This is a genomic window from Parasediminibacterium sp. HNIBRBA5674 (assembly GCF_056745525.1).
The window spans coordinates 75,291-99,951 of record NZ_JBQWIE010000010.1 but is presented as its reverse complement, the minus strand read 5'-3'; the positions used below and the strand labels follow the sequence as shown (position 1 = coordinate 99,951).

Sequence of the window (24,661 nt, the reverse complement as noted above, 5' to 3'; positions counted from 1 at the left end):
CCAATGTCTAATCTTAATTTACATAATACCAACGAGCCTGTAACTAGTGCCGATAAAGAGTTTGAAAATGCTATTAGGCCTGCTGCTATTGATGATTTTAGCGGTCAGCCACAGTTAATTGAGAACTTGCTCATTTTTATTAAAGCCGCCAAAATTCGTGGTGAAGCTTTAGACCATGTGTTGTTTCATGGCCCGCCAGGTTTGGGTAAAACCACTTTAAGCCGTATTGTGGCCAATGAATTGGGTGTAAATATTAAAGAAACAAGCGGCCCTGTAATTGAAAAACCAGGTGACTTGGCTGGGTTGCTTACTAATTTGCAGCCTAATGATGTGTTGTTTATCGATGAAATTCACAGGTTAAGTACTGTTGTAGAAGAATATTTATACGCTGCTATGGAAGATTTTCGTATCGACATTATGATTGATACAGGCCCTAATGCTCGTAGTATTCAAATAAACTTAAACCCATTTACATTGGTAGGTGCTACAACGCGTAGTGGTTTGTTGACTGCGCCATTGTTATCTCGTTTTGGCATAAAATCACGTTTAGAGTATTACAACGCCACTGTTTTGCAAAAAATTATTGAGCGAAGCGCCAGAATTTTAAATACAGAAATTAGTAAAGAGGCTGCGTTTGAAATTGCCCGTCGTAGCCGTGGTACGCCACGTATAGCTAATGGTTTGCTGCGTAGGGTTAGAGATTTTGCTCAAGTATTAAATGATGGCATTATTGATATTGGCATTACACAGCATGGTTTGCGTGCTTTAAATGTAGATGAACATGGTCTTGATGAAATGGATAACCGCATTTTAAGCGCTATAATAGAGAAGTTTAAAGGCGGTCCGGTAGGGCTTACAACTATTGCCACAGCAGTAGGCGAGGAAAGTGGTACTATTGAAGAAGTGTATGAACCATTTTTAATTCAGGAAGGCTTTTTGCAACGCACACCTCGTGGCAGAGAAGCCACTGAAAAAGCGTACACGCATTTAGGGTTAAAACCCTTTGCTGGTAAGCATCCTAACTTGTTTAGCTAATAATGTACTTCATATACAAAAGCCTTACTTTTACAGTAAGGCTTTTGTATTATTAACCAAAACAAACACAATTTACTCGCTAATTTTTGACAAGAATTTTAAGAAGAAAATTTTGTCCAGCTTCTCTTTTATAGAACAGTCTATTTGTAATTCTGGTAGCACCACAGTTTCACCCGTTAACTGTTTAATGTACCATTGTAAATAGTTTTTCATACTACTTTGGTAAAAGTCTAGCCAGTACTTAAAGTTTTCAGGTGTAGGGCGTTTAAAATCTTCATCTGCATTACTTGCTTTTTGAGGCATGTATAATTCTTGCTTGTATAGGTCTAGTATAGCCAAAATGCGTTCTTCACTTTTATCCCACCAGCTAATGATTCTTTGTTTATTCCAATGTTTGTTGCCATCAAAATAATAGCCTTCGTAGTCGTCAAGTTCTACCGCAAGCAGGGTTTTCTCGCTTTCTTTTTTGGTGAAGGGTTGCTTAAAAACCACTTGATTTTTACGTTTATTACAAGCAATATTGTGCTGTGCAATAATATTGCCTGAACCATAAATATTTTTATTGGTAGTGTATAGTGGCCCGGGCGTATTTAGCCAATCTATATGGTTAAAGTCGCTATCAATTAAAAGATTGTCTTCGGCATGTTTTGGCAGAACATTAGCCACATACCATTGTAACGCAATACTACTTTCTGGATGGCTAGCAAAATTATCTATCCCATCTAAAGTTCTTGACTTTGAGAAAATATTTTTTGCAGCTTCAGGTGTGCTTTTGGGTGCAGCATTTGCAAGCGTTGTAACTTCTGTATCGTTAGATGATTTAAAAGATACCGACAGTGTTGTTTCTTTATTTCTTTGATGATACAGCTTGTAGTTAACTGTTGAGGCATCGGTAGTTGCTTGTTGTGGTGTGGTAAATGATTTTACCCAAATGGTTTCGTCACGTTTTCCTTGCGGCTCATTGTTTTTAATGAACGGTACCAATAAATGGTACATTTTAGGTAGTGTCATTGGATATGGTTTTAGACAGTGATTGGATATATACACCAAAGATGCCCCTGTAATTAATGACAGCAGATAGAATAACGTGTAAGTTGTATGTAGTAATTTGTGTAGATACCGCTGTTTAATTACGCAGTTTGTGGTGGGTTTGTAAAGCGCTGCGCAAAAAATCATTGTTTGCAACTACTTGTATCACCTTAATTTCGCTACAAAATTTATATCATGGGTGTAGCAGATAGATTAGCCGCATTAAATGCAGAAAAAAGTGCCGCCAACTTAAAAGAGGGCGAAGATTTTTTAGCAACTAACAAAACAAAAGAAGGTGTTGTAACGCTAGAAAGTGGTTTACAATACCAAGTATTAACCTTAGGTGCTGGTGAAAAACCAAAAGCTTCTAACACAGTTACTTGTCATTATCATGGTACATTAATTAATGGAACTATTTTCGATAGTAGTGTACAGCGTGGCGTGCCTGCATCTTTTCCTTTAAGTGCCGTAATTAAAGGCTGGACAGAAGGTTTACAATACATGCCTACAGGTAGCAAATTTCGTTTCTTTATTCCACCGCACTTAGGTTATGGTAGCAGACAAGTAAGTGCACAAATAGGGCCTAACACCACACTTATTTTTGATGTAGAATTAATAAGTTTTAAATAGTTCGTCTGAAAGAGGTTTAGATAGATTTTAAAGATTTAAGGGATTGATAGTGTTATGCATTATCAATCCCTTTTTTATTTCCATTTAATCCCAATAATCTTAAAAATCTAGGTTCAGACAACTGGCATGATAGTAGCATAGTGATGTGTGACAATAAATACATCACTTAAAACTTATTATTATGGACAGTTTAGAATTAAAAGGCAAATGGAACGAATTAAAAGGTAAAGTAAAACAAGCTTACGCAGACCTAACAGATGATGATTTAAAACACGAAGAAGGTAAAGAAGATGAATTGTATGGCAAACTGCAACAGAAAACTGGTAAAACTCGTGAAGGCGTTATTGAATGGTTGAAATCATTGGATAAATAACTTGTCTGAACCTGGACCCGATAGCTATCGGGTTAGATGGATGATAAAGATTAAAGGGATTGAAAACGCTCAAACTGCTTTTTCAATCCCTTTTTATTTCCCTCTAATCCTAATAATCTTTCCAAATCTCCGTTCAGACAATCTTTGTTCAGACAATTACTCACTCAACTCAAGCCATCTCAATTCTTTTGCTTCAAGTTCTTCAGTAATGGCTATCATTCTATCACTTATCTTTTTTAGTTCATCAAAGCTCAGGTTGCCTGCACTCATTTGCTCTGCTAAAGCCACTTTCTCTGCTTCTAGCTTTGGCATTGCTTTTTCTATTTGCTCAAACTCTTGTTTCTCTTTAAAACTTAGTTTCTTGGTAGGTGTTGCAGGTTGCTGATTACTAGTTACTGGTTGGCTCACTGGTTCTACTTTCTTCTCTTCTTGAGGCTTGTTACCTGCGCCTTGTTTCTTCTCTTTTTCCTTTTCTTCTAAGCGCAACAAGGTATAGTTACCAGGAAAATCTCTCACCACACCATCACCCTCAAATACAAATAAGTGGTCTACCAATCTATCCATAAAATACCTATCGTGGCTTACAATTAGCACACAACCTTGATACTCAGTTAAAAATCTTTCTAGCACCGCCAATGTAGGTAAGTCCAAATCGTTGGTAGGCTCATCTAGTATTAAAAAGTTAGGATTAGTAAATAAAATCGTTAACAATTGTAAACGTTTTTTCTCACCACCACTTAAGCTGTTTAAGTACGTGTATTGTTTATCTGGTGTAAATAAAAATAGCTCTAAAAACTGCGCTGCTGTTAAGCTACCGCCATTTGCTAGTGGAAAATTTTCAGCAAATGTTTTCACATATTCTATCACACGCATGTTCTCTTTTATCACCAAACCTTGCTGAGAGAAATTGCCAAATACAATGGTTTCACCAGTGCTTACCTTGCCACTATCTACAGGTTCTAAACCCAATAAAATATTTAAGAAAGTGCTTTTACCCACACCATTTTTACCAATAATACCAATGCGTTCGCCTTTGCTAAAGTTGTAGTCAAAGCCTTTTAGTATTGGCAAGTCGCCATAGCTTTTATACACTTTTTTCATCTCTACAATCTTACCACCAAGCCTGCTCATTTTTACTTGCAATTGCAGGTTTACATCTTCAATTTTTTGTTTGGCTCTGGCTTCTACATCGTAAAAATTATCTTGTCGGCTTTTGCTTTTAGTGGTACGGGCTTTTGGTTGCTTACGCATCCATTCAAGCTCTTTGCGGTATTCGTTTTTAGCCTTGTCAATGCTCGATAATTCGCTTTCTATTCTGGCCGCTTTTTTCTCTACATAGTTTTCGTAATCACCCACATAGGTGTACATATTTTCACGTTCTAGCTCCCATATTTCATCTACCACAGCATCTAAAAAGTACCTATCGTGGGTTACTAATAGCAGCGTAATACTTTCTTGATTCAAATAGTTTTCCAGCCACTCAATCATGCCTACATCAAGGTGATTGGTCGGTTCATCCATCATCAACAACGTGTGTTGGTGTTCAAACCCAATGTCTATCAAGGTTTTTGCTAAAGCCACACGTTTACGTTGCCCACCACTCAGGCTGCTTACAACATTTTGTAGGTGGTGAATATTCAGTTTAGCCAATATCTGCTGCACTTTCGCTTCATAATCCCACGCACCAAGCTCATCTATTTTACCAATGCATTCAGTAATTTTTTCGCCATTATCTTCCTCAATAGCCGCTTCATATTCACGCATCACCGTCATTATTGGGTGATTGCTACTGAAAATATTTTCCAAAACCGTTTTGCTTTCGTCAAAGTGAGGGTCTTGCTCAAACAGTGCCACTGTTACATCTTTATTTACAAATAGTTTGCCCTTATCGGCCGTTTCTTGCCCCGCCAAAATGCGCAATAAGGTAGATTTTCCCACGCCATTTCTAGCAATCAGCGCAATTTTATCGCCCTCGTTTATGTGGAATGAAATATTGTTAAACAGTGGATTAACACCAAAACTTTTTGTAAGCCCTTCGGCAGAAACATAATGCATAGGCGGCAAATATAACACTGTGGGCTATGTATGATGTGTGAAGTTTGATTTATGATGTGTGATGTCATGCTGACGAAGGAAGCATCTAATGATATTGTAAAAAGAAGATGATGTAACCAGCATTTGTACTACTATCTAGCATCGTTGCGTCGCACACTTTTACGCTTTGTACGCTGTGCAGCTTTTTCTGTCTGAACGGGGATTTTGTAGGATTTGTAGGATTGAAGGGATGATTATGGGCTATGAAATTTCTAGTTTTAGAAGCTGATATTAGCTCAATCCAATTTCGCTTAAAAGAGTCTTTAAACTTTTATACCTATTGTCATGTAATAAGCCTAAGGTGATAAGGCGAATTCTTACAACTTCAATTGATACTTTGTATAGCGAACTGACTTCAGATAGTAGTTCAAAAACTAATTCTTGATTTACAGGTTGCTGATCCCAAAATAGATGCCCTTTGAATATTCTCTTTTTTGCAAAATACTTAGCCACAACTGGAATTAATGTTTCAGATGGTAATAATAAACTACTTGCAAAAAAATTTGCTTGATATTCTAATCGTTTTGTAGTCATTTCAGACACATTGTATTTGAATGATAATGTTATATCAGTATCACTCTTGTTGTCGATTTTTTCCGAGAGAATCTTAGAGTGTAATATCAAATGCCCAATTTCATGAGCTAAGGTAAATCTCCATCTGTGTAAATCTTGTTTTATGTGGTAGCTTACTTGAATTTTTAATGGGTTAAATTCAATTCTGCCTAAAATATTATCTGGTAGTTGATTTTCAAAATCAAATGATACTCCATACTTGCTTTTAAGTAAATCACAGATTTTATTTTCGTCTATTGAGTATTCTGTATAAATATGGTGATTTCTTAATCTTGAGATTATCTGTTCAATTTTATCTTTTGTTACAAAAGGAATATTGATGAATTTTTCTTTGTGCTTGAAAAAATCTATTACCTGAATCTGAATAAGTAATTCTGAAAGTGTTGATAAAACAAAATTTTGATTTGCTGCTATAAAATTTAATTCCGATTTTGAATTATTTTCTAAAAAATCAATTGCGTCATAAATTTTTATAACAGGGGTTGAGTTGTTTTTTCTATTTACTAACCATTCGAACTCATCGTTATTATTTACTTTAACCAAACCAATACCACTCGATTTTGCGAAATTATAAGCGCCAGACTGGAATGAATTATTGGTAATAATTATCCCTTTTGTATTATGTTCACTAATTTGACTAATTTTTGATTCAAATTCTTCAATATCATTTATTGGAACTTGCGATTTGTAATTTTTACATTCAATTAGGGTTAAAAGTGAATAGTTACTTGTGTTGTTTAGATAAGTCTCTATTGATATGTCAAAAATTATTTCGGATTTACGCTTTTCAGAGTAATACCCTTTTTTCCTAAAAATTTTACTCTTTTTACCACTAACATAAAAATCATCATTTTCAAGCAATGTCTTTAATAATTCATAAGACTTTGCTTCAAGCAAATCACCTTTACTATAAGAACTTGTGTTAGTCATTTTGCTAGTTTGATTACATATTGATTAGAATTCGTAAGTCCTGCGTTCAAGTATAAATCATATAGGTGTCGATAAAACGAATTACTTATTGCTAAAATAGTATAAATTTCATTCTTTTATTTTGTTTGTTCGCCTTTTTCACCCAAAAATCCACTGTTTGGCAATAAATGTTGTTTCTATGATAAAATGTTTATGTCTTTTACTAAAATGTTTTCGTTAGGTGATAAAAAAAGGTCTTCAGTTAACAAGAAATGTTATTCCAGCGGTGAAAAAAGATTGTCTGGGAATAAAATATTTTATTCTTTTGGACAATTGTGCATAAAAAATACCCATTTGAAGCACTTTTATGGTCAATTTAAGTCAAGATGTCACAGTTTGATAAATTTATCTTTGTGCCCTTTGCCTTCTTTGTTTCGTTGTGTGAAATCTCTACGCTAAGGAAAAAGCTGCGTAAAGTACCAAGCGCTTCAGTGTGCACTTCTGATGGGTTAGGTCTTATCAACACAAAAAACTAAATTGATAAAAAAAGTACCAAAAAAAGAAATCTATAATAATTAGTAGCCTGTTGTATAATAAAACCCAAGGCAATATAAAGGACGCAACTACAGCTTTGTGCTTGTACATATGCTGGTTACCAAATTTTTCTACCCTAGTTGGTATATCGCTAAGCGGTTGCTACTCTCTGTCAACAAATAACGAACGCTATTTTAGAAGCTGCATTATTTACCAAACAACTGTGCCTTATCGAAGGCTGCTGATTTTTTCTCGAAAGCAATGGTATTTACCAAGGCATCGTTATGATGTAGGCTAAACTGATATTTACCTTCTGGTATATGGCTTAGGCGCAGCTGTACCATTTGCCCTCTAAAATTCCCTTTGCGAATGGCTTGGTTATTATGGTCAATAATGGCATAGCTATATGTGCTTGTAATGTCTGGATGACTGACTTCAATCATCATAAAATCAAAAACCTGTTGGGTAATAGTTACAGTAGGGGTAAGGGGTGACATGGCAGAGGTTTAGGGTATTTGCCATAAGATTAGTCAATTGTTTTAAATTAATTGTTAACTTTTAAGGTGAAGGTTACTTTTTGGTATAAATAAGCAGTACAAAGTTGTATGAATAGTAGTGCAAGTGGCTAATATGTAGTTGTAGCAAGGCTTTTAAGCTATTTATTTAATAGTTTTATTTGTACAATTCTTGTTTGTTTTAATTCTCGGTAGGTGGTACATAATTAAAGTTTTCAGGCTCTTTGGCTTTGGTAATTTTTAGCTTGCCAAACTTGTAGGTAAACGTGATGCCGAAAGAACGGTAGGGCACATTGCGATAAATATTTGAGGTAAAGTCTTGTGTAAGTTGCTGGCTTTTTTGGTTAATATATTTGTTAAAAGGATTGACAGCAATTAAGCCTAAGCTTGCTTTGTTATTGCTAAACTGTTTGCGAATGGCAAAGGTGTAAGCATAAACATCGGTCTGCTTGCCTTGCCAGCGCATACCAAGGTTATAATTGCCAAACACTTCGGCAGCAAGGGTTTTAGAATACTGATAACTGATGTTGAGGTTAACTCTAAAGCCAAATGCATTGGTAATAGCTGGTACTACATTAGGGTTGTTTAAATGCCTATTGAACAATTGAATATTTGGTCGCAATGTGAGCTTTTGGGTAATAGGCAGCGAGCCAGACATATTTACACCAGCACGTACTTCTGCACTAATGGTTTCTCTGGTAGTTACGGTTACATCGTTGTAAGTAGAATCGCCAATTTTATAGCTGCTGTAATAAGTGATATATGGCTTAATATCTGGGCTATTGCGTTGGTAATAAGCTATGATATTAATGTTGGCACCGCTCTCGTAATTTTTATTGTAACCAAACTCAATTTTGTTACCAACTTCTGGTTGTAAATTAGGGTTGCCTGTGGTGATATTGTGTGGATCGGTAAGGTTCATAAAGGGATTCAAGTCACGAAAATCTGGCCGCTCAATTCTATAAGAGTAAGCCAGTTTAATGCTTTGTTGATTAGCTAACTTGTAGCCTATAATAAGCGATAGTGCTAGGTTTGAGTAATTTGGTATAGCTACATTATGCGCTGTAGAATAATCTGCTTTGCTAACGGTGTACTCATATCTAGCACCGGCTTTTACTTCCAACGCATCAAACAAAGTGAAGTTAGCAGAAGCGTAACCAGCATAAATAGTTCTACGATAATCTGAGGTGTAAGATTGTAAATTATCTTTAGAAAAATTACTTGTAGAGGCGTTTAAAGTAAACACATCTGCATTGCTAATGATAGACTGAAAGGTTGTTTTAAAGCCTGTTTCTAGTGTGGTTTCTTTTGCTATTGGATAGCTATAATTCACTTCAATATTCACTTCATTTTCTTTACCAGGATTGCTACTATTTGAGCCAGCAAAAGCGCTGGTATTACCAGTATAAAATTGCTGCTGATTATAAGATGTTGTGTTTTTGCCAAATGTGCCATTGTAAGCTATCTCTAGTTCTTGCCCTTCTCTTTTAAACTTTTTTCTGTAAGCAATACTGTTCTCAAAATCGGTAACATTTAATGCATTATCGGCATTTCTATTGGTTACAATATTTGATAATTCGCTACCAGAAGTATTATAAAGAATGCTGTGTTGATTGGTAGCCCCATGATTTTTAAATCCAAAATGATCGAAGCCAAAAGCAGCATTAATAGTTTCAGTTTTACTAATAGCCCAATCCATACTCATACCGCCTTTATAGCCATTTCGATTAACATCTGTAGTGCTTTGTTGTACTAAGCGTTGTGTATTGGTAGCAGTCATTCTATCCAAGCCGTTTGGTGTGCTTGAAGTTAGTTGTGCATTGCCACTAAAATAGGCATTGATACCTATATTGCCTTTTTTATAACTACTATTTAAACTGGCATTTTCTAGCCTTGTACCTGCGGCAATACTTAGGTTACCATTAAAGCCTTCTATCTTACTTTTCTTTAAAATAATATTGATAATGCCACCAGTACCAGTTGCATCGTATTTAGCTGAAGGGCTTGTAATCACTTCAATACTTTGTATTTGGCTATTAGGAATGCTTTGTAAGGCATCTGTCACACTATTACCAAAAATAGCAGAAGGTCTACTATCAATCAAAAACTTAACACTTGGGTTGCCTAATAACTCTACGTTGCCATCAATATCAACTGTTACACCAGGAATTTTCTTTAAAGCTTCGGTTGCAACACCGCCTTGCGAACTAATATCTTTCTCTACATTAAACACCATTTTATCCAGCTTATTTTCTATGGCTAATCGCTTGCTAGTAACGGTTACAGCGTTTAAATCGGTGGTTTTGTTGCGTAGTAATATTGGCTCTAACGCTAGTGTGCTATTTTGAATGACAATTGCCTTAGTAATATCAGTATAGCCTAGCGATTGCACCAGCAGGTTGTAATTACCGTTTTGCAGTTTTATCAGTATAAATTCGCCTTTTTTATTGGTAATCGTACCATTAATTACTTTTTTATCGCTGTTTAATAAAGAGATGGTTACGTATTCAAGTGGGTGTTTGTCCGTTGCATCTACTATTTTACCAGAAATTTGATAGGTAGCAGTAGGCAAAGACTGTTGACAAAAAGCGGTAGATAAAAAGCCAAAAAATAGGATAGGAAGTAAATAAAATCTCACGTGAATACTAAGGTTGGTGATAAATGATATTACAAAATAACAATTCAATTCTGCTTACTTTTTGTAGTTGATTTATTTTGTGTAAATAAAGTCTGCAACGCTATTACATGTAAAAAGCAAAAGGTTCGTTCAAAATATTTTGAACGAACCTTTTTATTGGTATTATAAAGTGATTTTGCAAATTAAGAACCACAACTAATGCAACCATCTTGCATCGTGCAACTTGGGCCATCTACTTGTGTAGCTTCTATATCTGATACTGTTGCAGTACTTGCATTAGCAACTTGCATATTTGGTATTACTGGCGATACTTCTTGGCTGCCTTGTTTTTCTACGGTAAACTGTACAGCTTGTGTAGCAGCTTGGCTACGTAGGTAATACATACCTGTTTTTAAACCTTTCTTCCAGCCGTAAAAATGCATAGACGTTAACTTAGAAGTTGTAGGGCTATCTACAAATAAATTTAACGATTGTGATTGACAGATATAAGCACCTCTATCTGCTGCCATATCTATCAAATTACGTTGCTTTATTTCCCATACAGTTTTGTACAGCTCTTTAATATCTGTTGGTATTTCATCAATGTTTTGAATAGAACCGTTAGCCGCAATAATCTTGTTTTTCATATTATTGGTCCACAAACCTAGGCTTACTAAGTCTTTCAATAGATGTTTGTTTACAATAATAAACTCACCACTTAATACACGACGTGTATAGATATTGCTGGTGTATGGTTCAAAACATTCGTTGTTACCAAATATTTGTGAGGTAGAAGCTGTAGGCATTGGTGCTACTAATAGCGAGTTACGCACACCATATTTTTTCACTTCTTCTTTTAAGCTTGCCCAATCCCAACGGTCAGTTGGTGTAACGCCCCACATATCATATTGGAAAATACCTTTTGATACTGGTGAACCTTGGTAAGTTTCATAAGCACCATGTTCTTTCGCAAGGTCTTTACTAGCAGTCATTGCAGCAAAATAGATGGTTTCAAAAATGTTTTTGTTCAACATTTTTGCTAGCTCACTTTCAAATGGTAAGCGCAACATAATAAACGCATCTGCCAAGCCTTGTACACCTAAGCCTACAGGACGGTGTCTTGTATTAGATGTTCTTGCTTCTTCTACAGGATAGTAGTTATTATCAATAACAGCGTTTAAGTTTTTGGTTACTTGGTAAGTAACATCGTATAATTTTTGGTGGTCAAATTTGCCATCAATTACAAAACGTGGTAACGCAAGCGAAGCTAAGTTACATACAGCCACTTCATCAGGGCTTGTGTATTCCATTATCTCAGTACATAGGTTACTACTTTTAATAGTACCTAAGTTTTGCTGATTGCTTTTACTATTAGCAGCATCTTTATACAATAAATATGGCGTACCAGTTTCTATTTGCGATTCTAATATTTTAAACCAAAGTTCTTGTGCTTTAATGGTTTTTCTTGCTTTACCAGCAGCTTCGTAGCTAGTGTATAATTTCTCAAATTCATCACCCCAGCATTCGCTTAAGCCAGGTGCTTCATTTGGGCAAAACAAACTCCATTCACCATTTTCTTCTACACGTGTCATAAACAAATCACTCATCCACAATGCAAAAAATAAATCTCTTGCACGCATTTCTTCTTTACCATGATTTTTACGTAAATCTAAAAACTCAAACACATCTGCGTGCCAAGGCTCTAAATAAATTGCAAATGCACCTTTACGTTTACCACCACCTTGGTCTACATAACGTGCTGTATCATTAAATACACGCAACATTGGTATAATACCATTGCTAGTACCATTAGTACCACCAATATAACTACCTGTTGCTCTAATGTTATGGATAGCTAAACCAATACCGCCAGCACTTTGCGAGATTTTAGCTGTTTGTTTTAAAGTGTCGTAAATACCATCAATGCTGTCTTCTTTCATGGTCAATAAAAAGCAAGAACTCATTTGTGGTTTTGGTGTACCCGCATTAAATAGGGTAGGTGTAGCATGTGTAAACCAACGCTCACTCATTAGGTGATAGGTTTTAATCACGCTATCAATATCGTTTTTGTGAATACCTACAGCCACACGCATGTACATGTGCTGAGGACGTTCTACTATTTTACCATTTATTTTAAGCAAGTACGATTTTTCTAAGGTTTTAAAACCAAAATAATCAAACGCAAAGTCACGGTCGTAAATAACAGTACTATCTAGCAAATCAGCGTGCTCTTCAATTATTTGCATCACATCATCAGCAATCAACGGCAAATGCTTTCCAGTGGTAGCATCTACATAGTTGTAAAGCTTTCTCATCGTGTCAGAGAAGCTCTTCACGGTATTTTTATGTAGGTTACTTACAGCCACTCTCGATGCAAGAATCGCATAATCAGGGTGTGTAATAGTAAGCGATGCTGCTGTTTCAGCCGCTAGATTATCTAACTCGGTAGTAGCTACGCCTTCGTAAATACCTTCAATGGTTTTCTTCGCCACGTCTATTACGTTCACCATTGGGCTTAGGCCATAAGATAATTTTTCAAGTCTAGCTGTAACCTTATCAAACTTTACAGACTCTTTTTTGCCGTTTCTTTTTATTACAAACATGATGCGCTATATATTTATGATGTACTTGTTTTCTTCTTTTGTTTGCCAGCAGTAATACTACTATTGGGCTTTTGTTGTGTCACTCACTTCTACGTTCTGTTCGCTTTGCAGCAATAGACCTAGAAATCCTCATCAAGCGAAAATGCTTGGGTATCTTTTGTACCCATTACACCAGCTTTTTGATAATCACCCACACGCTTTTCAAAGAAATTGGTTTTGCCTTGCAGCGAAATCATTTCCATAAAGTCAAACGGATTTGTGGTGTTATAAATCGTTGGGTAACCTAATTCGCTCAACCATCTGTCTGCCACAAACTCAATGTATTGTTGCATAAGCGCAGCGTTCATACCTATTAAACCTACAGGCAATGCTTCGGTAATAAATTCTTTTTCAATGGCTACAGCATCGGTAATAATCTTAGTTACTTGCTCTGTAGATAATTTATTTTGCAACATTTTGTACAATAAACAAGCGAATTCGCAATGCAAGCCTTCATCACGGCTTATCAATTCATTACTAAATGTTAAGCCTGGCATTAAACCTCTCTTCTTCAACCAGAAGATTGAGCAAAAACTACCACTAAAGAAAATACCTTCTACAGCTGCAAAAGCCACCAAACGTTCAGCAAAACTGCCATTGTCTATCCAGCGCAAAGCCCATTCTGCTTTCTTTTTCACAGCAGCTATGGTATCAATCGCATGAAATAATTTGTATTTTTCTTCAGCGTTTTTAATGTAAGTATCTATCAGCAAAGCATAAGTTTCACTGTGAATATTTTCCATCATTATTTGAAAACCGTAAAAGCATCTTGCTTCCGGCAATTGCACTTCACTCATAAAGTTTACTGCCAAGTTCTCATTCACTATACCATCACTTGCAGCAAAAAACGCCAATACATGACTAATAAAATGACGTTCACCATCATTTAAACTTTCCCAATCTTTCATGTCGCTACCAAGGTCTATTTCCTCAGCCGTCCAAAAGCTAGCTTCGTGACGCTTATAATGCTCCCAAATGCTAGGGTAGTTAATTGGTAAAATAACAAAACGATCCTTGTTCTCTTTTAAAAGTACTTCCTCAGTTGCTTGCATTGTCATGGTACATTCAGATATTTAAAATTTTCAAATGTTGTACAGTTTTGCGCTGAAATTGTCCTGCAGATATTGCTTTTCTGCAAGAGATTATCAGAACATCACTCTTCACCCGAAAGTGTTGATTCGTTGTTGTTGGTTGTGAATTTGGCAGGTCTTCTGACTTCATCCGTTGTTTGAGCCTTCCCATTTTATTGCTAAAACAGTGGCGTAAGTAGTAAACAATTTTTTATAGGATTTTTACAGCTACGGGGATAGTTTAAGATTTTCACTTAATTCCCTTTTAATTCACGTACGATGGTAGTCATGCGTGCAACCAAATTCAACTGCAATCTAGCAGCTATTTTTTTGAAGATTGTAGTTTGTTATTAACCTGCTGTTGAAAACAATTTCTGAACAAAAATGAAATTTTAAATAAGGCTTATTGGGCTTGAATTTGCGCAAAAAGGGCTAAAAATAAAAAGGGTCTTTCCGTGGAAACGGAACGACCTCTAACGATTGCTTGCCATATGAAAAAGAGATGAAAATATTTTTTGTGGTGATTAGTTACTTATTTCACTAACACAATGTAAAAGTACACGGGTTAAAACAGTGGTAGAAACCCATTTTGTTCGCTTTTTATGATTTCCAAATGCAGTTTACTGGCTGTAATGCCTATGAGTAAAGGATTCTATTGTAAAAGTTTGATGATGGCCAGCAATTAAAAGACCTTTATTTTAATTGTCTTGTTAACACTTATTTAGCAAAAAGAAGGCTTTTGGGGCAAATAAAAAAGCACCAGAGTATGAGTATCAATATTTTATTTACTACCAGTGTTTGTATTGACAAGAACTAAATTATATTCGAATAATAGATATTGTGACTAGATGTTTCTAATTCATTTTATGTTAACCACAAACTTATTCGCTTCAAAATATTAACAACATGAAACTGATAATAAAAAATATCGTAGCTACCATTCGGCAACCACAATTTCTTAAAGCATTGAGCTGTATTATTTTTATAATGATAGCCATGCTACCAAGTTTACATGCACAAATTTCTGACCCAGGTAACGATTCAGGCGAAACTGTACCCATAGATGGCTGCCTAAGCTTACTAGTAGCAGCAGGTGTTGGTTATGTTGCTAAAAAAATCAAGGGTAGAAAAAATATATTATTTAATATGGATAAGATTGGAGCGATATTCTTAGTTCAATACCATGAGACTATTCACTATCATCCCTTACGCATAGTGCGGCAGGTTGAGTAGTTAGTGATTATACTATTATGTATTGTGGCATCTGAAATGCCTTTTATCTGTACTTCAACTTGCCCTTCGGAAAAAGTCCACAGATGTTCGGAACTTTAATAATCCTTTAGGAATTAAATGTTTGTAGCAGCATTCATGCGAATTTAATTCAACCCCTAATTGGGGTTGAATGTATTGTTTGATGACCATTTTGCTCCAAATATGTCACTCCGCTGGAGTGAAAACAAAGTTCCGAATAGCTATGGGAACAAGTTTAAGAGTAGCTAGTTAACCATTACAGATCTCAAACCCAAACAATAAATCTTTTTGGCGTTTCCACTTGTGGCGGGTAGGGCTTTTATTCATTAATCAGAAGGTTTGATACAGTAGATACATAAAAAAAGGATGCCCAATTGGGCATCCTTTTTTTTTGTAAGTAATAGTTAGAAACGTACCCCTACGCTAAAAGCAAAAACTTGATTTTTGTATTTTGGTACGGTACTGCTGCCATCACCATTGTTTTGTTGAAAATCAATATTGTAACGGGCAGAGAAAAAAACATCACTTGCACCAGCTTCAATACCTACTACACCACCAAAAATGTTCTTTTTTAGGTTGTTATTGTCTTCTTCAACTAGTTTTTGATAGCTGGTATTAGCACTTGTAAAGTTTGTTTTTGTAGATATTAAAAATGAATACTGCGGACCTACAACAATACCAAAGTTTTTACTAGGCGAAAATTTCGCAAGAATAGGTACTTCAATAAAATTGGTTGTTACATTATACTCATAGTTACCATTAACCACTGTGCTACCTGTTGTTTTATATCCTTTTTGAGAAAACTGAAGCTCTGGTTGAATGCTAAATCCATTTACAATAGGCAATTCCAAAAAAGCACCAGCATTAAAGCCTGGCTTTAGTTGCGTAGAATAGTTATTGTCATCAGTTTTAATAATATTAGCCAAGTTTAAACCAGCTCTTAACCCAAAATGCAAGCCATTGGTTTTTTCGGCAGTTTTTGTGTCTTGTGCCTTTACATTCACAATTGTTACAAACAGCATAGCAGCTGCGATGATTGTCTTTTTCATGTTCTATAGTTTTAATTCTACTGCACATAACAAAATACCGTGCCAAAATTGACCTCTTCAATACATTGGCTACAAAAGAAACGAGTAAAATAAACTTGTTTGATGCATTCGCTACAAAAGAAACGAGTAAAATAGACTTGTTTGATGCATTCGCTACAAAAGAAACGAGTAAAAATAGATTATATAGCCTTATTACATCACAAAACCTAACTATTCATCGCATACACAATGATATTAACACCAAACTTGGTATTGTCTTCAGATAAAAAGCGCTTGTTTTTAAAATCATAATCCCACTCGCAGCCATAATCTTTATTGCTGTATAGTACACCAATGCGACCTTTTACTTCTATGGCTTTAAGGTAGTCGTGTATTAAATCATCACCCCAACCATTTAGCTCAAAAGCAGTATTGGGTGGGCCTTTTTCAAACTTAAAAAAGGAACTGTACACGGCATGTGTTTTGGGTATTTTCTTTAAGCCATCTGCACCAAATAAAACAGCCATTTGTTGTTCAAAAGATTTAGCGAAGAGGCCATCAATATCGTGGTTGCAATCATCTACAAATACAAAACCACCATTTAATACATAGCGTTTAAAATGCTCTGCTTCTACAGCATCAAACTGTACCAGTTTATGCCCACTCATGTAGCAGAATGGGTAGTTGAATAATTCGTTACTACTGAGTTCTACTACTTTTTCTTGTTGGTTTACAGGTATGGTGGTGTATTCAATTAAAGAGTTTAAAATATTAACAGGCATGCGCTGATCGGTATCCCAATCGCCTGACCGATATTTTAAACGTACGAATGTGAATTTTTGCTTGCTCATATTGTTGAAAGTGCCACATAGCTACCATGGCAATAACACCATTGGTATGAAACTGCGGTCAAAATAACCCACACTTATCAATTATCCTTACCGATAGTGGATTTTATGTACAATTTTATCGGTTTCTTACTATTTTACCAACCTAAGCAAGTAACAAAGCAACACAGAGTGTTTGTTTTACCATTTTTTACTGAGAATAACCCATACCAAACGCATGAGTTTAGCGCAACAAGAAAAAGATATTACCGCATTGCTACAAAAGCTACCCTTATTAAAGCAAGAAATTCAAAAGATTATTGTAGGGCAAGATGAAGTGCTAGAAGAAATTATTATAGCCATGATGGCTGGCGGGCATTGCTTGGTAGAAGGTGTACCTGGCCTTGCAAAAACCTTGATGGTAAGAACGCTAAGTCAGGCAATGGATTTGAGCTTTAAACGCATACAATTTACACCCGACTTGATGCCTACAGATATTGTAGGTACTGAGATACTGGAAGAAGACCATGTAACTGGTAAACGCTTTTTTAAGTTTAACAAAGGGCCATTATTTGCCAATATTGTATTAGCAGATGAAATAAACAGAACGCCACCCAAAACACAATCTGCCTTACTAGAAGCGATGCAGGAATTTGAGGTAACTTATGGTGGGCAAACCTATCCACTAGATAGACCGTTCTTTATATTGGCTACGCAAAACCCAATTGAGCAATCTGGTACTTACCCTTTGCCAGAGGCACAGCTAGACCGTTTTTTACTATACATACGCATAGGCTACCCAAGTGCGGCCGAAGAAACAGCCATATTAACTAGTACGACTAGTAGCAAAAAAACTACCATTAACCCAGTTATTGGTGGTGAAGCCATTAGGCAATTACAAGCTTTGGTACGTGAAGTAAGTATTAGCGACGAACTGATAGGTTATGTAAGCAATCTAATACGGGCAACAAGACCTGATACCACAACCATAGATTATGTAAAAGAATGGGTGCGTTGGGGTGCTGGCCCAAGGGCAGGGCAGGCATTAATATTAACCGCCAAAGCAAGGGCCTTGTTTAAAGGTCGCTATGCAGTAACGGTAGAAGACATACAGACCATGGCGAAGCCAGTACTAAGGCACCGCTTACTCATGAACTTTAAAGCAGAGGCTGAAAATATTGTGACAGACAATGTAACCAAAGTATTGCTGAAGGAAGTGGCTAGGGGAATTTGATAATTTGATGATGTGATAATTGGATAATGCAATTGACGATTATTATCACATCTCGTTTTTATCGAATTATCTGATTATCGAATTGTCAAATCATCACATTACTCCATGTCTCAATTACTGAATCCTCAAATTATTGTATCTATCAAAAATCTGCAATTAGCGGCTAAGGCTACTATTGACAGTTTTATGATGGGCATTAATAAGAGTAATGTAAAAGGGCAGGGGCTAGAATTTAGTCAGTATAGAATATACGAACCCGGTGATGACTTGCGCTGGCTAGACTGGAAAATGTATGCAAGAAGTGACCGCTATTATATCAGAGAATCTGAAGTAGATACGAGTATTTCTGTACGGTTTTTAATAGATGCTACCAACTCTATGAACCATACAGATAGTGGTTTTAGAAAAATAGACTATGCCAAGTATATGGCTGCTTGCTTGGGCTATTTAGCTAGCACACAAGGCGATGCGATAGGCTTGTATGTGTTTAAAGAAGATGGGGTATTTGCCCTGCCAAGTAAAAAAGATACACAGCATTCAAAGCGCTTTTACTACCAACTAGAAACCATAGAGCCGCAAGGAAAATTTACCGACCCTATAGATTACAAGCAACTGATAGCAGCCAATAAAACAAGAGAATTATTGGTAGTGATTACTGATTTTTATGAAGAAGCAGGTGAAATGATGCAATTGCTAAACAGTCTAGCTACTTATAAAAACGAGATACTAGTACTACATGTAATGGGCGATAATGAGCTAACGCTAAACTATGAAGGCTATGCCTATCTGGAAGATTTAGAAACAGGGCAGCAAATAAATATTGGTAGTAGTACATCAAAAAAAGATTACACTGAAAAGTTACAGCAGCATTTAAGCAACATTAAGCAACAACTATTAAATAAAGGCATTGCCTATACTTTAATAAATACCAAACTGCCGATAGATAAGGCTTTGAAAGATTTTTTAAACCAAAGAAGTAAACTGATATAACGCTATTTTGCTAACACTATTACAACCCATATGGCTATTGGCATCTGCTGGAATTATTGTTCCAATAGTGATACATTTATGGCATGTGAAGCGTGGCAAAATCTTAAAAGTAGGCTCACTAGCCTTCTTGCAACAAAGTAGCAAGCAACAATCTACTAGCTTAAAAATTACAGATTGGTTGTTACTATTGATACGTTGTTTACTCATCATTCTATTAGCGTTATTATTGGCAAAACCACAATGGCAAAGCACCCCCAAAGCCAATACACAAAAGGGGTGGCTTGTGGTAGATGCCAATAAGCCACTAGTTACTTACCATGCTTGTAAGTCAGTAATAGATTCGCTTTTAGAAAATAATTATGAGCTGCATTTATTGCAAAAAGGCTTTCCAAAATTTGCTTTAGCAGATAGTAATCAACTAGCGAATGATAACATACAAGCACAAGCTTATTGGCTGTTGTATCAGCAATTGATGGCTACCAATGCTAGTGGCTATGTATTTACCGATAGACAAGTACAGCATTTTATAGGTACAGCTACTGCTATCAATAAACGCTTTAAATGGGTAAGCTATAGCAGCAAAGACACAGCTCATACGTGGCTTATAAATGCTTACGCTACTTACAATGATAGTGTGATGGTAAACACAGGTAACAGTAAGCTAACAGGCACTACTATTGGCAATACAACAATAGCTTTTAAAAATGGTGTGCAAGAAAGTTTACAAGTGCAAGGGAAACTGTTAAGCCTTACAGTAAAACCATCTAACACCATTACCATAGATACCGCTACACAAGTAATGACTATTTATGCAAAAGAATATACAGCAGATGCTGACTATGTAAAAGCAGCGCTGACAGCTATAAAAAACTTTACCAAACGTAAGTTGCAAATAGTGGTAACCAACAATGTTGCAGACTTACCTAAGCAAATGGATTGGTTGTTTTGGCTGAGCGATAGCCCTGTAAACACGGCTAGTAAAGTGGAAAATATCGTTGCGTATCAAGCAGGTAAACCAACAGTACAAAATACATGGCTAAGCCATACTGATATTAGTATTATAAAAGCCATTAGTAACCATTCTGATGTACCTATTTGGCAAGATGGTAGGGGTAATTATTTACTAACTGTTAATGAACAGCAGCCCAATAATTACAAGCTATACACACATTTTAACCCAAGCTGGAATGACCTTGTGTGGCATCAGCAATTTCCTAGTTTGCTAGCAGAATTGTTGTATAAAGAGCCTGTGATGGATAGTCAAGATAAGCGAGAAATAGATGCGAATACATTGAAGCCATCCATAGAAAATGATGTGGCTTTACAAAAAATACCTACCACTATTAAAGATATTAGTCAATGGATTTGGTTACTAGCATTTGTCTTGTTGCTAGTAGAAAGATGGTTATCGTTCACTACTAAAAACAGTAAAGCCTGATGCCAGATAGTGCCAAACATAAGATAGCAATGTGGCGCCAACAATGGCATCAGCAATCTGGCTTAACTAAGCTATTGTATGCGATAGCTATAGCCTGTGTTGTAGCAAGTATTGCAAGCTTGTTGCTGCCCTGTAATGTGTGGTTGATGGCAGCTTTTTTAACGGTAATTATTGCTACAATAGTATTAGTAAAACAACGCTGGCAAGTAAGTAACACTACTGTAACCAACTATTTAAACCAGCATTTCACAACGCTAGAAGATAGTAGTGCGTTGCTATTAAAAGACAGTGATACACTCAATATTTTAGAGCAATTACAAGTACAGAAAATAAGCAAGCAAATTGAAGCCTTAGACATTAAAAGTCCTTACAGTAAAGCGTTGTATCGTGCTATTGGTATGGCTTTAACTGCGCTGATAGTAACATTTTGCTTGAGTAAAATAGCAAAGCAATCAGCAAGCAGTAAAAATGGCATAAGTGTACAGTCATCAACTAAAAAAGAAGTAGTACTGCCAGCGATAGATCAATTTACAGTCAACATACAACCACCAAGCTATACCAACTTACCTAGTAGAAAACAGGCGAGTTTTAATATGCAAGTGCCTGTAGGTAGTAGGGCGTTATGGCAAATAACTACCAATATTAAAGTAGCGAGTATTACCATCACTTTTAATGACTCTTTAAAGGTACTAATGCAGCCAAGCGATGCATCGCATACAGCATGGCAAATGGCTAAAACCATTACGCAGTCAGGCTTTTACCAACTGAATATTGATGGTAAATTATCAGACTTGTATCAAATTGAAATCATCAAGGATGCTTTGCCAGTAATTGCGGTAGCTTCACCCAAACCTAATACCATTATAGATTTTGGGCAGCCAACAAAAGTGCCGCTAAACCTTACTATTACGGATGATTACGGCATTGCAGATGCGTTTGTAAATGCAACCATAGCAAGCGGTAGTGGTGAAGGTGTAAAGTTTAAAGAACAGAAAATAGCACTCGCTACTAGCTTTAAAACAGGGCAATTGCAATACAATATTGGGCAAGTAATAGACTTGAAAAAGCTAGCCATGCAGCCGGGTGATGAATTGTATTTTTATGTAAAAGCCATTGACAACAACCAACAGGAAAGCCGCTCTGATATATTTATAATAACGCTACCAGATACTACACAGTTGATGAGCCTAGAAGGTGTGGCAAACAATGTAAACTTTAAGCCAGAGTTTTTTAGAAGTGAACGACAAATTATTATAGACGCAGAACAATTGCTAAGAGATAAAGACACTATTAGTTTGGAAAGTTTTAAAAATCGAAGTAACAATTTAGGGATAGATCAAAAACTATTACGCCTGCGTTATGGTAAATATTTGGGTGAAGAAAATGAATCGAACCAAGGCATAGAAGATGTAGAAGGGCTAGATGCAATGGATTTTGGTGACGGTGCAGCGATGATGGATGCAGTAACCGATAAACATGACAATGCAGAAGATGCTACCTTTTTAGATGCAGATACTAAGAAGCGCTTAAAAGCAGTGTTAAACGAAATGTGGAGCGCTGAATTGCAACTACGTACATTTAAGCCACAAGACGCCTTACCATTTGCTTACAAAGCCCTGCGTTTATTGAAAGATTTACAGCAATCATCAAGAGTGTATGTTGCCAAAACAAGTTTAAAAACTACACCATTAAAACCTGAGAAACGCTTAACAGCAGACTTGAGTAAAATACTGCCAGCAAATACACAGCAACAAGTAGTAATAACTGCTAACAATAATGCCATATTGCAAGCTGCATTGTCGGTATTAGAAACCATGAAAGCCAATGAACGCGTAGCAAATGCGAGTGCATTAGCACAAGCATTACCTATTATTAGCAGCAAAGCAAGCGTAGAACCTGCTACTTATTTACCAGCTTTAACCGCTTTAAAGCAATTGTTGTTACAACAGCAGCAAGCCAATGCTAATGCAAGCAAAGCAGATATAAGCATTGTACAAAAAGCAATGCAAAAGATATTAGCTGCGCCAATAACCACACCGCAGCAACAAAAAGCAATGCCTAGTAAAGCATTATCAACAGAATATTTTAATCAATTGTATAAACGTAAGCAATAGTGACACCTTGGTTTAACCATATAGTGATTGGGCTTTGTGCTGTGTTACTAGCTTTCTTGCTATGGAAAGAAGTGACAAGGCCATTGCGAGCAAGGTTGTGGTGGCGTATTATTGCTACAAGCCTTGCTGTTATTGCTTTTGCAGGTATGGCGATTGATATACGTTATCAAATAAGCAATGCAAGTAGTCATCAATTACAAAGCCTATTATTAACGGATGGCTATGAAAGAGATAGTGTTGCTAGTTTTATAAAAGCCAATAAACAGGTAGATACAATTGACCTTAATGAAGTAGCTACAGCAAGCAATGTACATTTTTTTGGTAATGGCTTAAACCAAGCAGATTTACAGCTTTTAAAGGGTAATGCCATACAGTTTCATCCTGTAAATAATACCAATGGCATTACTGCTATTAATTGGCCACATACCATACATAGTGGTGAAGCATTGCAAGTGCAAGGCAGATACAACAATAGAAGTAAGCAACCCGTAACTATTTATCTAGCTGCCTTTGGCAATAGTATAGATACGGTAACAATAGCGCCTTTACAAGAACAAACGTTTCATTTACAAACCATACCAAAGCATAGTGGTAGAGCTGTGTATAGTATAATAGCAGTAGCAAAAAAAGATACACTAGAAAATAATGCCTTACCTTTTGAAGTATTGCCTGTGCAGCCTTTGCGTGTATTGGTACTAGCAGCTACACCCAATTTTGAACATAAGTTTCTAAAGAATTGGTTGTATGAAAATAACTACGCAGTAGCTACAAGAACCATGGTATCTAAAGCTAAGTATGCTACTAGCTTTTTAAATATTAAAAGCCTAGCACTAGATAATATTACAGGCAGTGCGTTGAGCAATTTTGATGTGCTTATTGCAGATGATGATGCGTTAAGTAGTTTGAATGCTAATGAACTTGCTGCTATTAAAACAGCTATTGTGCAGCAGGGGTTAGGCTTAGTGGTGCAGCGTGATAGTAGTAATAATGCAAGCAAATTTTACCAACAAGCATTTGCCATCAATACCACTAGTAATAGCGAGCAAAAAACACTACAACTGCAACTTAACAATACAAAAGAACAGCTGACAGTAACACAACCTACTTACTTGCAAGCCAATGCTAACACACAAACCTTAGTAACCGATGATAGCACTAAAATAGTGGCAGCGGTAAGTATACTAGGTATGGGTAAAATAGTGGCTACTACTTTAACTACCACTTATGGTTTGGTGTTACAAAATAAGCAAGCTAGTTACTATCAGTTATGGTCTTTATTGTTACAAAAAGCAGCCAAGCAAACTAGCGAAGACATTAATGTAACGGTTAAGCCTAGCATCATATATCCATATCAGCAGGCAACTATACAACTAGAAAGTGCTACTCAGCCTTTAGGTGTAACGGTTCAGCAAACTGCATTGGCATTACAGCAACAAGTACAATTACCTTATTTATGGTCAGCCAGCTATTGGCCAAGGCAAATAGGCTGGCAGCGAATAGAAATCGCTAGTGGCTTCAGTAAGTATTGGTATGTATTTGCGCCAAAAGATTGGGCTTTTGTGCAGGCTACTGACAATATTTTAGCTACTAAAATGTATGCAGCTACGCATAAATACCCATTAAATAAAGAAAGCGTAACTGCTACAAAACAAACAGCCACTTTACCCAAAATAAATTGCTTCTTACTGTTTCTATTTGCTATGGGCGCTTTATGGTTAGAAAGAAAATTATGACAAATGGCTAATGGTTTTTACAAAC

At 36.2% G+C, this 24,661-nt stretch carries 18 protein-coding genes and 1 riboswitch; of the genes, 9 read left to right on the top strand and 9 right to left on the bottom strand.

Features of this window, described 5'->3' with window-relative positions:
* The first annotated feature begins 3 nt into the window (after nucleotides 1–3).
* A complete protein-coding gene (gene ruvB, locus ACT9TX_RS07115; RefSeq protein WP_481337571.1) occupies nucleotides 4–1,035 on the top strand; it encodes a Holliday junction branch migration DNA helicase RuvB in 1,032 nt (343 codons plus the stop codon).
* Nucleotides 1,036–1,107: 72 nt separating this feature from the next.
* Here ruvB and ACT9TX_RS07110 read toward each other — a convergent pair whose 3' ends face one another.
* Nucleotides 1,108–2,046: a hypothetical protein gene (locus ACT9TX_RS07110; protein ID WP_481337570.1), complete on the bottom strand. Its 939-nt coding sequence runs from the start codon at nucleotides 2,044–2,046 to the stop codon at nucleotides 1,108–1,110.
* A 213-nt stretch (nucleotides 2,047–2,259) separates the two neighbouring features.
* On the opposite strand from ACT9TX_RS07110, the gene ACT9TX_RS07105 reads away from it, so the two are divergent.
* Together ACT9TX_RS07105 and ACT9TX_RS07100 are read left to right on the top strand one after the other, a co-directional pair.
* A complete protein-coding gene (locus tag ACT9TX_RS07105) occupies nucleotides 2,260–2,694 on the top strand; it encodes an FKBP-type peptidyl-prolyl cis-trans isomerase (RefSeq protein ID WP_481337569.1) in 435 nt (144 codons plus the stop codon).
* Nucleotides 2,695–2,875: 181 nt separating this feature from the next.
* Nucleotides 2,876–3,067 (top strand): CsbD family protein, encoded by a 192-nt coding sequence (locus ACT9TX_RS07100; RefSeq protein WP_481337568.1) that lies wholly within the window; start codon nucleotides 2,876–2,878, stop codon nucleotides 3,065–3,067.
* A gap of 156 nt (nucleotides 3,068–3,223) precedes the next feature.
* Here the strand turns inward: ACT9TX_RS07100 and abc-f are convergent, their stop codons facing one another.
* The 6 genes from abc-f to ACT9TX_RS07070 form a co-directional block, all read right to left on the bottom strand.
* Nucleotides 3,224–5,122 (bottom strand): ribosomal protection-like ABC-F family protein, encoded by a 1,899-nt coding sequence (gene abc-f / locus ACT9TX_RS07095; RefSeq protein WP_481337567.1) that lies wholly within the window; start codon nucleotides 5,120–5,122, stop codon nucleotides 3,224–3,226.
* 270 nt (nucleotides 5,123–5,392) lie between these two features.
* On the bottom strand, nucleotides 5,393–6,664 hold the full coding sequence (locus ACT9TX_RS07090) for an ImmA/IrrE family metallo-endopeptidase (RefSeq protein WP_481337566.1): 1,272 nt from the start codon (nucleotides 6,662–6,664) through the stop codon (nucleotides 5,393–5,395).
* A 719-nt stretch (nucleotides 6,665–7,383) separates the two neighbouring features.
* Nucleotides 7,384–7,674 (bottom strand): hypothetical protein, encoded by a 291-nt coding sequence (locus ACT9TX_RS07085; RefSeq protein WP_481337565.1) that lies wholly within the window; start codon nucleotides 7,672–7,674, stop codon nucleotides 7,384–7,386.
* A 199-nt stretch (nucleotides 7,675–7,873) separates the two neighbouring features.
* Nucleotides 7,874–10,330 carry a TonB-dependent receptor gene (locus ACT9TX_RS07080; protein ID WP_481337564.1) on the bottom strand — a complete coding sequence of 819 codons (2,457 nt, stop codon included), beginning with the start codon at nucleotides 10,328–10,330 and terminating at the stop codon, nucleotides 7,874–7,876.
* A 182-nt stretch (nucleotides 10,331–10,512) separates the two neighbouring features.
* Nucleotides 10,513–12,912 (bottom strand): ribonucleoside-diphosphate reductase subunit alpha, encoded by a 2,400-nt coding sequence (locus ACT9TX_RS07075; protein WP_481337562.1) that lies wholly within the window; start codon nucleotides 12,910–12,912, stop codon nucleotides 10,513–10,515.
* 119 nt (nucleotides 12,913–13,031) lie between these two features.
* Nucleotides 13,032–14,009: a ribonucleoside-diphosphate reductase small subunit gene (locus ACT9TX_RS07070; RefSeq protein ID WP_481337561.1), complete on the bottom strand. Its 978-nt coding sequence runs from the start codon at nucleotides 14,007–14,009 to the stop codon at nucleotides 13,032–13,034.
* Between the two features lie 126 nt (nucleotides 14,010–14,135).
* A riboswitch (cobalamin riboswitch) is annotated at nucleotides 14,136–14,339 on the bottom strand.
* Between the two features lie 588 nt (nucleotides 14,340–14,927).
* On the opposite strand from ACT9TX_RS07070, the gene ACT9TX_RS07065 reads away from it, so the two are divergent.
* Nucleotides 14,928–15,254 (top strand): PID-CTERM protein-sorting domain-containing protein, encoded by a 327-nt coding sequence (locus ACT9TX_RS07065; protein WP_481337560.1) that lies wholly within the window; start codon nucleotides 14,928–14,930, stop codon nucleotides 15,252–15,254.
* A gap of 422 nt (nucleotides 15,255–15,676) precedes the next feature.
* Here ACT9TX_RS07065 and ACT9TX_RS07060 read toward each other — a convergent pair whose 3' ends face one another.
* Nucleotides 15,677–16,321 carry a porin family protein gene (locus ACT9TX_RS07060; RefSeq protein ID WP_481337559.1) on the bottom strand — a complete coding sequence of 215 codons (645 nt, stop codon included), beginning with the start codon at nucleotides 16,319–16,321 and terminating at the stop codon, nucleotides 15,677–15,679.
* Nucleotides 16,322–16,527: 206 nt separating this feature from the next.
* Complete coding sequence (locus tag ACT9TX_RS07055; RefSeq protein WP_481337558.1) at nucleotides 16,528–17,151, bottom strand: DUF4159 domain-containing protein; 624 nt, start codon at nucleotides 17,149–17,151, stop codon at nucleotides 16,528–16,530.
* Nucleotides 17,152–17,365: 214 nt separating this feature from the next.
* Here ACT9TX_RS07055 and ACT9TX_RS07050 point away from each other — a divergent pair, with 214 nt between their 5' ends.
* The 5 genes from ACT9TX_RS07050 (at nucleotide 17,366) to ACT9TX_RS07030 (ending at nucleotide 24,636) form a co-directional block, all read left to right on the top strand.
* Nucleotides 17,366–18,361, top strand: coding sequence for an AAA family ATPase (locus tag ACT9TX_RS07050; protein WP_481337557.1), 996 nt, complete (start codon nucleotides 17,366–17,368; stop codon nucleotides 18,359–18,361).
* Nucleotides 18,362–18,466: 105 nt separating this feature from the next.
* A complete protein-coding gene (locus ACT9TX_RS07045) occupies nucleotides 18,467–19,351 on the top strand; it encodes a DUF58 domain-containing protein (protein ID WP_481337556.1) in 885 nt (294 codons plus the stop codon).
* A 7-nt stretch (nucleotides 19,352–19,358) separates the two neighbouring features.
* Nucleotides 19,359–20,789 carry a BatA domain-containing protein gene (locus tag ACT9TX_RS07040; RefSeq protein WP_481337555.1) on the top strand — a complete coding sequence of 477 codons (1,431 nt, stop codon included), beginning with the start codon at nucleotides 19,359–19,361 and terminating at the stop codon, nucleotides 20,787–20,789.
* A 29-nt stretch (nucleotides 20,790–20,818) separates the two neighbouring features.
* Nucleotides 20,819–22,903, top strand: coding sequence for a hypothetical protein (locus ACT9TX_RS07035; RefSeq protein WP_481337554.1), 2,085 nt, complete (start codon nucleotides 20,819–20,821; stop codon nucleotides 22,901–22,903).
* On the top strand, nucleotides 22,903–24,636 hold the full coding sequence (locus tag ACT9TX_RS07030) for a hypothetical protein (RefSeq protein WP_481337553.1): 1,734 nt from the start codon (nucleotides 22,903–22,905) through the stop codon (nucleotides 24,634–24,636). The genes ACT9TX_RS07035 and ACT9TX_RS07030 overlap by 1 nt, the downstream gene beginning before the upstream one ends.
* Nucleotides 24,637–24,661: the final 25 nt, after the last annotated feature.

Bases quoted from the DNA above. Each gene is read 5' to 3' on its own strand.
- ACT9TX_RS07060 (WP_481337559.1), bottom strand. From the start codon at position 16,321: ATGAAAAAGACAATCATCGCAGCTGCTATGCTGTTTGTAACAATTGTG.
- ACT9TX_RS07050 (WP_481337557.1), top strand. From the start codon at position 17,366: ATGAGTTTAGCGCAACAAGAAAAAGATATTACCGCATTGCTACAAAAG.
- ACT9TX_RS07110 (WP_481337570.1), bottom strand. From the start codon at position 2,046: ATGACACTACCTAAAATGTACCATTTATTGGTACCGTTCATTAAAAAC.
- ACT9TX_RS07035 (WP_481337554.1), top strand. From the start codon at position 20,819: ATGTGGCGCCAACAATGGCATCAGCAATCTGGCTTAACTAAGCTATTG.
- ACT9TX_RS07075 (WP_481337562.1), bottom strand. From the start codon at position 12,912: ATGTTTGTAATAAAAAGAAACGGCAAAAAAGAGTCTGTAAAGTTTGAT.
- ACT9TX_RS07090 (WP_481337566.1), bottom strand. From the start codon at position 6,664: ATGACTAACACAAGTTCTTATAGTAAAGGTGATTTGCTTGAAGCAAAG.
- ruvB (WP_481337571.1), top strand. From the start codon at position 4: ATGTCTAATCTTAATTTACATAATACCAACGAGCCTGTAACTAGTGCC.
- ACT9TX_RS07055 (WP_481337558.1), bottom strand. From the start codon at position 17,151: ATGAGCAAGCAAAAATTCACATTCGTACGTTTAAAATATCGGTCAGGC.
- ACT9TX_RS07105 (WP_481337569.1), top strand. From the start codon at position 2,260: ATGGGTGTAGCAGATAGATTAGCCGCATTAAATGCAGAAAAAAGTGCC.
- ACT9TX_RS07045 (WP_481337556.1), top strand. From the start codon at position 18,467: ATGTCTCAATTACTGAATCCTCAAATTATTGTATCTATCAAAAATCTG.
- ACT9TX_RS07100 (WP_481337568.1), top strand. From the start codon at position 2,876: ATGGACAGTTTAGAATTAAAAGGCAAATGGAACGAATTAAAAGGTAAA.
- abc-f (WP_481337567.1), bottom strand. From the start codon at position 5,122: ATGCATTATGTTTCTGCCGAAGGGCTTACAAAAAGTTTTGGTGTTAAT.
- ACT9TX_RS07085 (WP_481337565.1), bottom strand. From the start codon at position 7,674: ATGTCACCCCTTACCCCTACTGTAACTATTACCCAACAGGTTTTTGAT.
- ACT9TX_RS07065 (WP_481337560.1), top strand. From the start codon at position 14,928: ATGAAACTGATAATAAAAAATATCGTAGCTACCATTCGGCAACCACAA.
- ACT9TX_RS07070 (WP_481337561.1), bottom strand. From the start codon at position 14,009: ATGACAATGCAAGCAACTGAGGAAGTACTTTTAAAAGAGAACAAGGAT.